Below are 13,518 nucleotides of genomic sequence, written 5' to 3' on the forward strand. Positions count from 1 at the left end.
GGTCCGGGTGGCAGGCTTCACGTGGAATGGGTGGCAACCTTCAGCGGTTTACGCATAGTGGTGAACATCTGGCTAATTTGCTGGTTGAGCATCTAGCGAAAGGAAACGAGGGTACGTTTGAAGACGTAGCCAATTTCGCGATGATGCTACATCAGCGAGGTGAAAGCACTGATATTCTGGCCAAAAAGATTGATGATAATGATCGATATGCTCAAGAACTTGAGCATGGCTATGAGCAACTCAATTTATGGTTGCTGGGTATTCTGGCAGAGCATGAAAGTACCGGCAACGCTACCAATACCATCAATGAAGTGCGCCAATATTACACCAACATGGGCAACGCAAACGGAAAAAAATAGCGGAAAGTTACCAACTTTATTAGTACGGATTGCAGACATTCTGGCACCTGAGCAGCGATTTTTGCCAAAAGTTACCAACTCTACTTTTCAGGGTCGTATTTGCAAATCCATTTAATGCGGTCTTTAGCGCTGATTTGGTACTAACTTTATTACAATCTCACAGCGACGGCGACAAGTTCATGCTGATGCGAACAAGGGAGCGTTACGTGCTGCTGGGACGGTGCCCCAAAAGAAAGTCGAAGTGTTTCGTTGCTCGGCCAGGAGGGTCTTTCCATAGACTCAGGTTTTTGCATAGCTCTTGCGCTGTGAAGCCTATTTTGTCTGCCAAGGAGCAAGCCGCATGAACCAAATCCCCCAGGACGTAATAGACCACTGCGAGAAGCACCCAGGCTGTAAGGGGTGCCCGCTGAAAAGCTGTGTCGCACCGGTTACGCCTTATCCGGATCCGCGATGGGACCGGTGGTTGAGTGAGCGCATAGCCAATGTCCGATCGCTTTACGCGGAGTCCGCATCATGAGTACGCAACAAGGTACGCAAACGCATGTGCAACTGGTTGCAGATGGTCGCTATGGCTGCTGGAACCGGACGAAAAGGCCTGGAAAGACGGTTGTGATCGCGCCAGATGGCTATCCAGAGGACGGCAGACGCAAAACCCGTGCGGTAGTAACCCATTGGGAGAGCATTGCTTGCGGGCACTCTGAGCGGGCTTCTGACGAGCGGTGCGTTGGACGTATGTGGAGGGATGTGGAATGACCATCGAACAGCAAATCACAGAATCCCTGAAGCCTGGCCCGCTGCACTGCGGCCAGATCGCCAGGGCTATCGGCATGGACCCGTTTCAGACCCGCGCCTGGCTCGAAACGATGCTAAAGGAAAGGCTCATCGTCCGCGAACTGGACGGGCGCTATGGACTGGGGTATGGGGGTTATGACCCTGAGCCGGAGGCAGCGTGATGGCCGAGATGCTGACCATTAACTCTGAAATTGCCCTGGCCCAGGCACAGAAGCAGTTGGCCGACTTGTGGCGCGAGAACAAATACATCGAGGTAGATGTCCGACGCAAGGCCAAGCAGCGGACGCTCACCCAAAACCGGGCACTGCACCTGTTCTGCCAGTGGCTGGCTGAGACGCTGAACGATGCCGGCTACGACATGCGCAGGACGCTCAGGCAGGACGTTGATCTGCCGTGGACCCAGGCCGCCGTCAAAGAACACCTGTGGCGCCCTATCCAGCTGGCAATGACCGAGAAGCGCAGTACCACGGAGATCACCACAGTCGAGCCCACAGACATTCACGCCGTGCTTTCGCGGCACCTTGGGAGCCGGCTGGGCATTACTTGCCCCGACTGGCCGAAACGGGATCAGGAGGCAGCATGAGCCAAGAGCAATGGGTTGAATTCACCAGGGCGTTTGTAGCTGAGCAACTGAAAGGGTTGGTGGACGACGTGACCGTTGATAGCGGAAGCCCTCAACTGAAGGAAAATCAGTGCGAAGTAATTGCAACCTACATGAAGGGCGGAGTGAAACGCTATGCGGCGCAAGTGGTGTCAAAGCAATTAATGAGTTCGTTTGGAGAGCGCCAAGACTGGACCGAGTTCTTCAAGAGCGTGATTCGCTATGACCAGGAGAAAGCCCAATGACCCGACACCCAAACTGCAAGCCCATCACAGTACGAGACCGCCCATCCCTGACCGGGATCACCAAGAACCGTGAGCGGCACGACGAGATTGAGCGGCAGACCGCCGAGTTTCTGGCAGCCGGGGGTGAAATCACGGTGCTTGATGGGTATCAGAATAAACCGAAGCGGCAGCATCACTTCAATAACAGACGGTCGCCGGGGGAGTTTTGAAAAAGTGCCGGCAGTGCAAGCGGCCGTTTGAGCCCCGAAACAGCTTGCAAGTGGCCTGCTCACTCGCTTGCGGCCTGGCCATCGGCAAGAAGCAGACCGAGAAGAAGGCGGCAGAGAAACAGAAGGCTCAGCGCAAGTGGGTGCGGGAGCAGAAAGAGCGGATCAAGAGCCGTGGCGATCACACACGGGAAGCGCAGCAGGCATTCAACGCCTACATCCGAGCAAGGGACGCTCATCGGCCCTGTATATCGTGCGGCACCTACACCGCTGGGCAGTTTCATGCCGGGCACTACCGGACTACAAAGGCGGCGCCAGAGCTGCGGTTTGAGGAACTGAACTGCCATAAGCAGTGCGCTCAGTGCAACAACTTCGACAGCGGCAACATTGTCGAGTATCGAATCAGACTGATTCACCGGCTCGGACAGGAAGCGGTTGACTGGATCGAAGGCCTGCACGAGCCAAAGCACTACACCATCGACGACCTGAAGGCGATCAAGGCCAGGTACCGCAAGATGACACGTGAACTGGAGAGGAAGGCAGCATGACCTGGGCACAGCTACCAGCACACATAAAGATCACCTGGCAGTCACAGGCGCAGTATGAGGCGGCGATGAAGCGGCAGACCAAGTGATCCAACTCACCGCCATAGTCTCCGGAAGACTGTGCACCATGCTCACTGATTCCAGCATTGAGCAGGCCGCACAAAGCTGTCACGAGAGATTCGGTGACCGGTTTGAAGGCTTTGCCCCGGTGCCGACAGCGGTGAAGGCGCGAGCGAAATGGGCGGAATATCGAGGCAAGCAGATAAGTCGGGCGGAACTGGAGGAATGGCTGGCAGAACAGAGTGATGAGGTTGAGATTCGGGCAGCGTTTAATTTGATGCGGGGGTAGGGCATGGCAGAGCAGAATCGGCGGACACCACAGCAGATAAAGGCGAGGCAGGCAGCGATCAGAGTTGTTGACTGCTACCTGGATGTGCTCATGTCGAGCGAATCAGGCATTCCATGGGAAGGGCGCGGGCTCATGGGAGCGATGGCAGATTTCCGAGGACAGATACCGCACTCATCCGGGTATTCCGGATTCTGCACCCTGGGAAACAAGGTTGACCGGATCAACCGTCGCCAATGGACGGATGAGCAGGTGAGGGCTTGCGGGGTTATGGAAAGAATGTCGTGGCGCCAGCGTGACGCACTGTGCATCGAGCAGGCATACCATGGGCGGACCAAGGTAGCGATAGATCCCTTTACCGAGAAGCGCCGTGAAATCTATTGGACCGACGAGATGTGCGCCCAGATGATGAAGGTTGATGTACGGACATTCCGGCAGAGAGTCAGCGATGGATATGCCAGGCTTGAAGCGCTAATTGGCGCCCGATTGAATCGAGCCGCGTAAAGGCTTGACAATTTCCTACCAGAGTGTATCCTCGAAATCACAGTCGAAGTTCCCCCCAAAGAAAACCGCCCTCGCAAGAGTTGGCGGTTTTTTTTGTGCCCGCAATTCCCCTGCCTGACGACCATTGCCCTCCGCGTGAGGGCTTTTTTAATTCTGGAGACTGCCCATGGATCGCGCCGCACTTCGCTCCCAACTTGAGCGTCATGAAGGCCTGCGCCTGAAGCCTTACCGCTGCACTGAGGGCAAGCTCACCATCGGCTACGGCCGGAATATCGAAGACAACGGCATAAGCCGTGAAGAAGCTGATTTCCTGTTGGACAACGACATTGACGCCATCGAGGCAGAGCTGAAGCGCTTGCCGGCTTACAACACCCTGAACCAGGCGCGACAGACAGTGCTGGCCAATATGGCGTTCAACCTCGGCACCCCTAGCTTGATGAGATTCCGCAAGATGTGGGCTGCGCTGGACATGATGCAGTGGCAGCAGGCCGCTGATGAAATGCTCGACTCTCGATGGGCTCAACAGGTGGGAAATCGCGCCAAAGAATTGGCAGCAGTTATGGTAGCCGGTCGAATCACGTAACCGGTTTAATCACAATGGATATGACGGAAATGAAGATGCCTGAGAAGCAAATAGCCCAGCTGCTCGCAAAGATCGTTGAATACTGGGACGCGATCATTGCAGTTGCCCTGGGCCTCGCCGGTGGTGGGCTGGCCTTCCTTGGGGAGGTCAAGAGCGGTAGTCGAAAGTGGGACCTCACCGCATTCCTGCTCTCAACCACGTCAGCCGGCTTTTTCGCCTTTGTCACCTACATGGTCTGCATTGAGCTCTTTCAATGGACGCCGGGCCTCTCCATCGCGGCCAGCGGCATGGTTGCCCACCTGGGCGCCGACAAGGTCCGACAGCTCCTGACCGACTTCTTCACCAATAAATTCAAATGATCAGCAAATACATCCTCGGCGGCGCCGGCATCATCGTTGCGACCATGGCCATTGCCATCTGGTTCCTGATACAGGAGCGGGACGCGATGAACGAGCGAGTGGGCGAGCTAACCCAGGCCAACAGCCAGCTTGAGCAGTCGCTGACCGAGCAGGCCAACGAGAACGCCGAGCTATCCATCGAAATCCAGCGCCGGGACAAAGCGGTACTTGCCGCTAAACGAGCCCGGGAGCGAGCAGAATCCGAAGCCAGAGCTATTCGGCAGGAGCGGGACGAGGCCCTTCAAGATGATCCGTGGAATCATGGTGCTGTGCCTGCTGCTGTCGTTAACAGCCTGCAAGCCGGCGCTCGTCAAGACGAAGACTGAATACCGATACCCGCCCGATTACCTGCTTGAGCCATGCCCGATTCCGTGGCCTGGCGACTCCATGCAAAACATTGATCTGGCCGACTACTCAAGCGAGCTGCAAACGATGCTGAGAATCTGCAACAGCGACAAAACCGAGCTTCGCAACTGGCGAGACGATCACAGGAAGCCCTTGAAATGACCGCCATCACCGTAGCAAACATCGTCATGCGCGACGTTGATCCGCCCATTATCAAAGCGGCTCAGGTGCCTGAAGGTGAATACCTGATTGATACGCGGCCTGACCGGCGGGATGGTAGCAGGCCGGCAGATGTTGTGCCTGATCCGGAACCGGCACCTCAAGGTGTCATTTTCCAAGACGGCTTTGACGATCAGCCCGACTGGCATAGCGGCCTGCCAGAGAACAATACCGGGGCTTTCCCGGTTAATGGCGATGGGCCGGATCGTATTCAGCGGCAGGGTACGCACACTGTGCCGGTTGGATGGGATAGCGTCTACCAAGACCCAAGGTGGGCGCCTTCTATGGGCCACCCTGACCGCCATGAAACCATTGAGATCCTTGCGGCAAACTCAGGCATTGCCAGAGGTGGCACCGGGAAGTGCTTCGTTCAAAGACGCGACTCTTCAGACCTTAATGGCTGGTCTTGGTGGTCGGACGGACAGCTCTTGAAACTACTCCAGCCCGGTTATTCCGGCGTTTATGTTGAGTTTTATATAGCCTTTTCGCCGAACTGGACGATCACCCCAAGCGAGGCATCTTCGAAGATATTCCGTGTCGGCAGCTGGGGAGGAGAAGGCAGCGAGTTTACCGCGTTCGGCGGCGGCAACCAAGGCCCGCTCTTCCTTTGGGACTGGAAGCGCGACAACTACGGCGTTCGCAATCTGCACACTCGCCGGGGTGGGCCGCACGGAGAAAATTACGTTCTCTCGACGCAGCAGAGTGGCAGTTACCCGCAAAATTCCATGAATTACACAGATCATATTTTTGGCATGGGGAAAGGGGGCGCCAACCCCATCCTTGCGGACAAACTTAACGGCGGGCCTCTCCCGACATCTGGAATTATCGAACACACCCAAGTGTTTGGGCCGCCCGGCACATACACAAAAATCGGCTTCTATGTACAAACAAACTCAGCCCCCGGAGCCGCAGACGGCATAGTTCGGCAATGGATCGATGACGTTCAGATGATGAATATCACCGACATCATGTGGGTTCCATCCCTGCCCGCAGGCGTTACTGAAATGCCGAAATGGAACTTTTTCTCGATTGGCGGCAACGACTTCTTCCATCTTTATCCAGATTCTGACCGTCGCCAGGAATGGTGGGCCGCAGACGACGTTCTGGTCCGTGACAGCATCCCGGAGGCTCTACTGTGAGAATTGCAGATATAAACCCGAGAACCACCTTGAATGCGAACAGTACGATCTCGGTTTGGAATGAATACACGACCGCAGAAGGGGGTGTGGCCAACCTGGTAGATACGGACAATGTCGCAACAGGGTGGAGTTGGGTCTGGGACGAAACAGCGATTTTCGGTAATGGCATCAGTGATACCAGCGCACAAGCAGGCACCGGTGACGCCTCTTGGGTAGATCAGGCGGTAGTTTTCCAGCAAGGGCACGGCACAAACGACGCAGCGCACTGGGAAATCATCAATATATCAGGGCTTGACAACAGCAAGAAATATACAATTCAAGCTACAAGCTACGGGCCCAGCGGTAGAAACACCGATTATAGGGTTAACGGAGGCGCGGCCCAGAATGTGCCAAATGGCGGGAACACAACAGTAATTGCCAGCTTTGAAGATATCTCTCCAGCTGACGGCGTGATTATCTTTGAGGTCAAAAGGGGCGACACATCGACGGGCTGGTCTTACTTTAATGCGGCCAGAATTATAGAAACTGACGGCCCGCCTGTTGCCGCCATCACCATTACCTCAACCTTGCCTATCACTCCTGGCTCTACAGTCACCGGGACGTATGAAAACTTTAACGTCACCCCCACTGGCGCGACCTTCTCGGATGGCGTTGAGGGCGAAGTCGGCGTTAACACCCTGTCCACAGCGACAGCCGGCCAGCTGACAGCATTCAGCGTGACCAATACGGACACCGCAGGCGTCCACTCTGGCACCTTCAGCTTTGTGACACCGAGCCTGCCGACCAGTGGCAACCGTCAGATGATCAAGTTCGGTCCTAGCGCAAGAGTGAGGCTGTTCTGATGGCAACCTCTGCCGCACTGGCTTACGCACCGCCTGCCGGGACCTATCTCGAAGAAACGGCTATGCCCGTGGGCGTCGATCAGTTGGTGCTGCCTGATGCTCTGACGTGGGACGGTACGGACTATATCGGCGCTCAAGGCAGCTATACGGTCTGGGAGGTGGACAGCGGGGGATTGGCTACGGCTGAGGCGGTGACTATTGCGGCGCCTACAACAGTAAGTATTGAGGCGGCCTATGCTCCAGGAGCGGGGCGCGAATATGTAACGCTGACCAGCTGGGCTGGCGATGCCTCTTTTGCCACTACCCCCGTGGCAGGCGATCAGATTGAATACCCCGACAGCATTGCGGTAGCTGCTGACGGCACCGTGACTGGCGCGGATGGCACCTACACTTTGCGGCACATTGTCAGCGCGACAGGTGTGGCCAGCGCCCTGGAATACACGATTGGTGCTGAGCAGCCCGTTGACCCTGTAGATCCGGAGGCATCCACGGCATCTGTTTCTGTGGCTTATGGCCCGGGCGAACTATGGAACTACGCGACAATCACGCAGGCGCTGACCAGCCCCGGCCTGTTCGCTGCCTGGTCCCGCCTGCCTTTGATTGGCGAGCAGCTGCTTGCGCTCAAGCCGAACAATTGGACCAATTCGGGCGATTACCAAACCCTCTCAGAGGGCATGCAGGACGTTATCCTGGTCTCGGATGACGGTATTGCGTATGCGCTGCAGGTTGATGCTACTGGATTGCCGACTGCCACAACCCAACCTCCTGCTGGTGTAGTGACCTTCGCTGAGGTGGTAGCCACGCCCGATAGCATCAACGGTACCTTCGATTACAGCGCATCAGATGCAACAGGTTTCCGGGGCCGCATCAACAATGGCGAGTGGAGCGCTATCACCAGCCCGTTCAGCTTTACTGGCCTTGAGGCGGAATCAGCGTACTCAATCGATGTTCAGCCATTTAACGGCAATGGTGACGGCGGGATCTTCACGCTGACCGAAACCACTCAGCCTGTTCCGCTTGGGTCGCCGATTGTTGCTGTTACCGTTCCGGCCGCTGGGGTTTACACCGTTGGCGACATGCTCGCATTCACAGTCACCTGGGATGACGCTGTAACGGTAACCGGTGGCCCTGTTCTGCTGCTGTCTCTGGATGGCGAGCAGCGCAGCGCCAACTTTGTCAGCGGCAGCGGTACCGCGGTGCTAGTGTTCAATTACACCGTGCAGGCTGGCGACAACGCTGCCGACGGCGTTCAGTTGACCGTTGTCGCCCTTAACGGTGGTGAGATCGCAGACAGTGAGTCGCGCCCTGCCGGCCTGCAGTTGGCGGGCGTTGGCGACACCAGTGGCGTAATTGTCGATGCAGTGCCCCCGGCCATCACCATCGGGAATATCAATACGTTCAGCACTGCCCCCCTGGCTTCTGGCCAAGCGGACGATGCTGTCAGCCTTTCACTGGTCGTGAATGGCGTTACCTACTCCCCCTCCCCGGTCAATGGAATCTGGAGTCAGCAACTCCCGGAGCTTGCTCTGGGCCCATACGAGATGACTCTGACAGGCGTTGATGGTGCCGGTAACGAATCCGATCCCGCTACAGCAACGCTGAATATCCGAGAACGTCCACCAACTGCTGATCGCGGAATGTTCCGTCCGATCTTCAGGCGTCCGGCAGGCTCACTGTCCTCCACTTTGTTCAGGTGATTTTATGCCAGTAGATATCCTGTCTCCGGATACTGGAGACCAGCAGTTCAACCAGAATCGAACCATCCCCCGTCAGCGGTTCAATCACAGCGCCAGTGTTGCCGGTGAGGGTAAGTGGCTGATCCTCCCCCCTGGCATCGGAGAGTTTCTGGTAAGTGTTGAACCATCTTCCGGTACCGCCCGGGTTGAGTACACGCAGGATTCTGTCGAAGAAGTTACCGGCGGAACTGCAGTCGGCCACGGCTGGGCTGAGGGCGACGTCACTGAATATGCGGACAGCCTAATGGTGAACGCCGTCACGGCTATTCGCTGCGTCTCAACGGTGTCAGCGGGATTCAAGGTCACCGCGTAGAGCTTGGGGCCCCTGGAGGTCTCAAAAGCCCGCGGGGCCGGGGCAACCACGCGGTTTTCGACAAATTTTCGAGCCCCCAGGGCCGACAGCAGCACCCAGCCTTAGCCCTTCTGGCCTCTGAATTCTCTGGTGTTGCAGCTATTGAAACCTACGGTGGCAAACATTGGCGGAAATCAACAGGCTTGAAGATGCGTACAGCTGGAACCTGACGCGCCTTGCTGACGCCTTCGGCCTGCATCGGGACACCATACGAAAGCGGTTGATTGCAGCCGGGGTTGTGCCAGCCGGCACCCGCAGCAATGCCAACGTCTACCGACTTCAGGACGCGGGGCCTGCAATATTCGCGGACTCGTTTTCGGGGGCAGCCGGAGATCCGGATGATCTTCCGCCGCAAGACCGAAAGGCCTGGTACCAGTCCGAGAACGAGCGCATCAAACTGGAAATCGAGCTTCGCCAGCTGCTTCGAGCCGAGGAAGTCCATCTGGAAATGAGCCGGTTGGCGAAAGCGGTTACCACGACGCTGGACAGCCTGCCTGACATTCTGGAGCGGGATTGCAGTCTGACGCCCGAAGCGATTGAGCGAGTGCAGGAAACGGTGGATGCGCTGCGGGAGCAGATGTATCTGAGGATCATTCAGGAAGATGACGAATGAGCTCTCTGGCCAGCGCAGCGCAGATCAAGCGAGAGGTCGCGGAACTCATTAAGCCGCCCCGGCGGATCCGGATCAGCGACGCTGTTTGTGAGCGGATGATGGTCGTGGATGGGGGCGGCAAGGTAGCTCCTTTCAAGGACGACCTGACGCCTTACATGACCGAGGCAATGAACTGCCTATCCAGCCGGCTTTATGACGCGGTGGTGTTCATCGGCCCGGCCAGGTCCGGGAAAACGATATCGCTGCTCGATGGCTGGGTTGCCTACGTCATCAGCTGCGACCCGGGCGACATGTTGATCGTCCAGATCAGTGAGGAAAAGTCGAGAGAGTACAGCAAGAAGCGGATCGACCGGATGCTCCGGAATTCGCCGAAGCTGGCGCCGCTCATGAGTCCGCACGGCCATGACAACAACGTGCATGACAAGACGTTCAGGGCTGGCAACTATCTCGGAATCAAGTGGCCTACAGTCAACGTTCTGTCGTCGTCGGACTACCGGTTTGTGGCCCTCACCGATTACGACCGCCTGCCAGAGGATCTGAGCGGCGAAGGTGATCCCTTCAGCCTGGCCTCGAAGCGAACACAGACGTTCATGTCATCCGGCATGACCCTGGTGGAGACTTCGCCGGGTTGGGAGATCACCGACCCGGATTGGAAGCCTGATCCCAAGTTTCCGCACATGGCCCCGCCGACGAAGGGGGCGCTTGCGCTGTACAACCTGGGCGACCGCCGCCGGCTTTACTGGCAGTGCCCCAGTTGCAAGGAGTGGTTTCAGCCAATCCTTGAGAACTTCAACCTGGAAATGGCGCACCCGTTCTGCCCCTCTTGCGGAACGATCATCGAGGGTGCCGAGGCTAAGCGAGAGCTGAACCGTCACGCACGCTGGTTGCCGGAAGGCTGCCAGTTGACAGCGGAAGGGGAGGTTGCCGGAAAGCCACGGGAAAGCAGGATCGCATCGTTCTGGATGGAGGGCCCGGCGGCAAAGTTTCAGACCTGGGAAAATCTGGCGTACAAGCTTCGCCAGGCCGAAGAGGTGTTCGAGCAAACCCAGTCACAGGAAAAGCTGAAGGCTACGATCAACACCGACTGGGGCCGTCCTTACCGGTACCGGAAACTTGAGAACGCCCGCAGCCTGGAAGTCATTCAGCAACGAGCGGAAAAGCTTGGTGAGCGGCAGGTGCCCGAAGGCGTCCGCTGCCTGTTCGCGGCCGTGGACGTCCAGGGCGGAAAGAAGCGCCGATTTGTGGTTCAGGTTGTGGGCTACGGCGAGCACGGCGAGCGATGGTTGATCGATCGTTACGCCCTGAGGAAGTCTGACCGGCTTGACGAGGACGGAGAAAAGCTCCGGATTGACCCGGGCGGCTACCCCGAAGACTGGGATCTGCTCATCAATTTCGTGATCTCTCGCCGGTACCCGCTGGCGGATGGAAGTGGCCGAGAAATGCCGGTCCTTCTATCCGGGATTGATACCGGTGGTGAGGACGGCGTCACCGAGAACTCATACCAGTTCTACCGCCGACTGAAGCGTCAGGGTCTGCACCGAAAAACGAAGCTGCTCAAGGGCGGCAGTCGCATCGGAGCGCCCCGGATTCGTGAGTCCTTTCCGGATAGCACGGGCAGAAAGGACCGACACGCAAGTAGCCGGGGTGACATACCGCTGTATGTGCTCAACACCAACCTGATCAAAGACACCATCGCGAACTGCCTGGAGCGGGAAACGCCCGGGCCGGGCTACATCCACTTTCCGGACTGGCTCGGGGAATGGTTCTTTGAAGAGTTGACCTATGAGCAGCGCGACCCTCAGGGCAAATGGAACAGGCCGGGCAAGGGTAACAACGAGGCTTTCGACTTGATGGGCTACTGCGATGCGGTCGCCACGCTTCATGGTTACGACAAGATCAACTGGGAAGCCCCGCCACCCTGGGCAAGACCTTGGGACAGCAATACAGAAATCCAGTCTGACGGAAGAACGTCAGATTCGAAGAACTCCACCGCACTGCCCGCGTCACGACAGCGCCGGCGGTCACGATTCAGGTTTCAAAGCTGATGGCATTTACTCAAAGCGACATCGACGCGATTGACGAGGCGATTGCCACCGGCGTGCTGGAGGTTCAGTTCTCCGACGGCAAGCGCACCCGCTACCGATCCATCAATGAGCTGGAGCGGGCGAAATACCACATCGAGGGTGAGCTGACCAAGGCACTTGGCAATCGTCCACGCCGCGGCGTCCGACTGAACGTGAGCAAAGGGGTCTGACATGAATAAGCCGAGACTTCGCGTTCGCGTCGGTGAGACTCCGGTCTATCGCGCTCAGGCCTACGAGGGCGCCACCCATGGCCGCAGGGCCACAGGATGGAACGCCCCAGCCACCGGCCCCAATCGGGCGCTGAATGGCTCACTCAATACCTTGCGGAACCGGGCCCGCCAAGGCTTCCGGAACAACGCATGGATCGAGCGGGCAATCACCCGCAACGTGGTCAACGAGGTCGGCACCGGAATCACGCCGATATTCGAATCCAGCTTCGAGACATTCAATGCTGCAGCGGCTGAACTCTGGCTTCCGTGGACTGGAATGTCGGCACCGGATGGGTCTCTTGATTTCTACGGGCAGCTGGCCCAAGCGGTAAGGTGTCGGCGCATTGCCGGAGAGGTGTTCATTCGCGCCCGTTCGCGCCCCGCCTCATTCGGGATGACGGTACCTGTTCAGCTGCAGGTCATCGAGCCGGATCATGTGCCCGAGACGCTCAACGAGGATCTGCGCAACGGCAACCGGATTATCGCCGGCAAGGAATACAACCGGCGCGGCCAGTTTGTTGCGGTCTGGATGTATCCGGAGCACCCGCAGGACGCGGGAATGATGGTCCTCAACCGCCTACTGCGAATTCCGGCCAGTCAGATCATCCACCACTACTTGCCGCTCCGCCCCGGCCAGGTCCGTGGAGGGCCTGACGTTGTTCAATCCCTGCTCCGGGCCCGCACATACGACAGCTATGAAGACAGCGAGCTGGTCCGCAAAGAAACCCGTGCACCGTTCACCGGCTTTCTGGCAAAGGATTACACCAACGACCAGGACTGGAACTTTGATCCGGTCACTGGTGAGCCGGTTGGGGACGACGATCCACTGCCAGAGGTCAACGCCCAGCCCGGCACAATCCTGACCGGCGCCGCAGGCGAGAAGATGACCCTGTTCGACGGCGACAACACAGGATCCGGATACAGTGACTTCCAGCGCCAACAGCTGCTTTCCATTGCTGGCGGGGCAAAGTCCCTTTACGAGCTGGTCACCGGTGACTGGTCGAAGATCAATGACCGCACTTACCGGGCGATGATCACCGAATACCGCCGAGAGATCGAGACCGCCCAGGACCACCTGACGATCCACCAGATCTGCGAAAAGGTCGGCTTCTGGTTCACCGATGCCGCCGTTCTTTCCGGAGCCATTCGCGCTCCGGGTTACGCCGACCGATACGACGACTACAACCGCCGTGACTGGCGCACCCAACGCTGGCCGCACATCAATCCAACGCAGGACGTGGCCGCCACCGTCAAAGAGATCGAGAACGATCTGGAGAGTCTGGACGCTGCTGTCGCCAAACGCGGCTACCGCGCTGCCGATGTGCAGCAGGCCAACGTCAACGCCCGCAAACGCAAAGCCGAGATGCTGCAAGGCGCCGGCATTACCGAAGAGGAATAAC

At 57.7% G+C, this 13,518-nt stretch carries 18 protein-coding genes and 1 pseudogene; all 19 read left to right on the forward strand.

Annotated features, from left to right (window positions below):
* Positions 1 to 359: pseudogene (locus tag AAC035_RS02430) on the forward strand (hypothetical protein); the annotation flags it as partial.
* 749 nt (positions 360 to 1,108) lie between these two features.
* On the forward strand, positions 1,109 to 1,312 hold the full coding sequence (locus AAC035_RS02435) for a hypothetical protein (RefSeq protein WP_339799628.1): 204 nt from the start codon (positions 1,109 to 1,111) through the stop codon (positions 1,310 to 1,312).
* Positions 1,312 to 1,734 (forward strand): hypothetical protein, encoded by a 423-nt coding sequence (locus AAC035_RS02440; protein ID WP_339799629.1) that lies wholly within the window; start codon positions 1,312 to 1,314, stop codon positions 1,732 to 1,734. The genes AAC035_RS02435 and AAC035_RS02440 overlap by 1 nt, the downstream gene beginning before the upstream one ends.
* The gene (locus tag AAC035_RS02445; RefSeq protein ID WP_339799631.1) at positions 1,731 to 1,997 is read left to right on the forward strand and encodes a hypothetical protein; all 267 of its coding nucleotides are present in this window, start codon (positions 1,731 to 1,733) and stop codon (positions 1,995 to 1,997) included. The genes AAC035_RS02440 and AAC035_RS02445 overlap by 4 nt, the downstream gene beginning before the upstream one ends.
* On the forward strand, positions 1,994 to 2,206 hold the full coding sequence (locus tag AAC035_RS02450; RefSeq protein WP_339799633.1) for a hypothetical protein: 213 nt from the start codon (positions 1,994 to 1,996) through the stop codon (positions 2,204 to 2,206). The genes AAC035_RS02445 and AAC035_RS02450 overlap by 4 nt, the downstream gene beginning before the upstream one ends.
* Positions 2,203 to 2,751, forward strand: coding sequence for a recombination protein NinG (locus AAC035_RS02455; protein WP_339799634.1), 549 nt, complete (start codon positions 2,203 to 2,205; stop codon positions 2,749 to 2,751). Before AAC035_RS02450 ends, AAC035_RS02455 begins: the two co-directional genes overlap by 4 nt.
* Positions 2,752 to 2,875: 124 nt before the next feature.
* Positions 2,876 to 3,097, forward strand: coding sequence for a hypothetical protein (locus AAC035_RS02460; RefSeq protein WP_339799635.1), 222 nt, complete (start codon positions 2,876 to 2,878; stop codon positions 3,095 to 3,097).
* A 3-nt stretch (positions 3,098 to 3,100) separates the two neighbouring features.
* Positions 3,101 to 3,598: a hypothetical protein gene (locus AAC035_RS02465; protein WP_339799637.1), complete on the forward strand. Its 498-nt coding sequence runs from the start codon at positions 3,101 to 3,103 to the stop codon at positions 3,596 to 3,598.
* Between the two features lie 166 nt (positions 3,599 to 3,764).
* Positions 3,765 to 4,181: a glycoside hydrolase family protein gene (locus tag AAC035_RS02470; protein ID WP_339799639.1), complete on the forward strand. Its 417-nt coding sequence runs from the start codon at positions 3,765 to 3,767 to the stop codon at positions 4,179 to 4,181.
* 35 nt (positions 4,182 to 4,216) lie between these two features.
* Positions 4,217 to 4,540 (forward strand): phage holin family protein, encoded by a 324-nt coding sequence (locus AAC035_RS02475; protein ID WP_339799641.1) that lies wholly within the window; start codon positions 4,217 to 4,219, stop codon positions 4,538 to 4,540.
* The gene (locus AAC035_RS02480) at positions 4,537 to 4,905 is read left to right on the forward strand and encodes a hypothetical protein (RefSeq protein WP_339799642.1); all 369 of its coding nucleotides are present in this window, start codon (positions 4,537 to 4,539) and stop codon (positions 4,903 to 4,905) included. Before AAC035_RS02475 ends, AAC035_RS02480 begins: the two co-directional genes overlap by 4 nt.
* Positions 4,906 to 5,082: 177 nt before the next feature.
* Positions 5,083 to 6,282 (forward strand): hypothetical protein, encoded by a 1,200-nt coding sequence (locus AAC035_RS02485; protein ID WP_339799643.1) that lies wholly within the window; start codon positions 5,083 to 5,085, stop codon positions 6,280 to 6,282.
* Positions 6,279 to 7,124, forward strand: coding sequence for a hypothetical protein (locus AAC035_RS02490; protein ID WP_339799644.1), 846 nt, complete (start codon positions 6,279 to 6,281; stop codon positions 7,122 to 7,124). The genes AAC035_RS02485 and AAC035_RS02490 overlap by 4 nt, the downstream gene beginning before the upstream one ends.
* Positions 7,124 to 8,821, forward strand: a complete 1,698-nt coding sequence (locus AAC035_RS02495) for a hypothetical protein (RefSeq protein WP_339799646.1) — start codon at positions 7,124 to 7,126, stop codon at positions 8,819 to 8,821. The genes AAC035_RS02490 and AAC035_RS02495 overlap by 1 nt, the downstream gene beginning before the upstream one ends.
* Positions 8,822 to 8,825: 4 nt before the next feature.
* Complete coding sequence (locus tag AAC035_RS02500) at positions 8,826 to 9,173, forward strand: hypothetical protein (protein WP_339799648.1); 348 nt, start codon at positions 8,826 to 8,828, stop codon at positions 9,171 to 9,173.
* A 163-nt stretch (positions 9,174 to 9,336) separates the two neighbouring features.
* The gene (locus AAC035_RS02505; RefSeq protein WP_339799650.1) at positions 9,337 to 9,825 is read left to right on the forward strand and encodes a DUF1441 family protein; all 489 of its coding nucleotides are present in this window, start codon (positions 9,337 to 9,339) and stop codon (positions 9,823 to 9,825) included.
* Positions 9,822 to 11,870 (forward strand): terminase gpA endonuclease subunit, encoded by a 2,049-nt coding sequence (locus AAC035_RS02510; protein ID WP_339799651.1) that lies wholly within the window; start codon positions 9,822 to 9,824, stop codon positions 11,868 to 11,870. The genes AAC035_RS02505 and AAC035_RS02510 overlap by 4 nt, the downstream gene beginning before the upstream one ends.
* Positions 11,870 to 12,079 carry a hypothetical protein gene (locus tag AAC035_RS02515; protein ID WP_339799653.1) on the forward strand — a complete coding sequence of 70 codons (210 nt, stop codon included), beginning with the start codon at positions 11,870 to 11,872 and terminating at the stop codon, positions 12,077 to 12,079. Before AAC035_RS02510 ends, AAC035_RS02515 begins: the two co-directional genes overlap by 1 nt.
* A 1-nt stretch (position 12,080) precedes the next feature.
* Complete coding sequence (locus tag AAC035_RS02520; protein WP_339799655.1) at positions 12,081 to 13,517, forward strand: phage portal protein; 1,437 nt, start codon at positions 12,081 to 12,083, stop codon at positions 13,515 to 13,517.
* The last annotated feature ends 1 nt before the right edge of the window (position 13,518 follow it).

Origin of the sequence: uncultured Marinobacter sp. (genome assembly GCF_963974375.1) — a bacterium.
Classification (GTDB): Bacteria; Pseudomonadota; Gammaproteobacteria; order Pseudomonadales; family Oleiphilaceae; genus Marinobacter.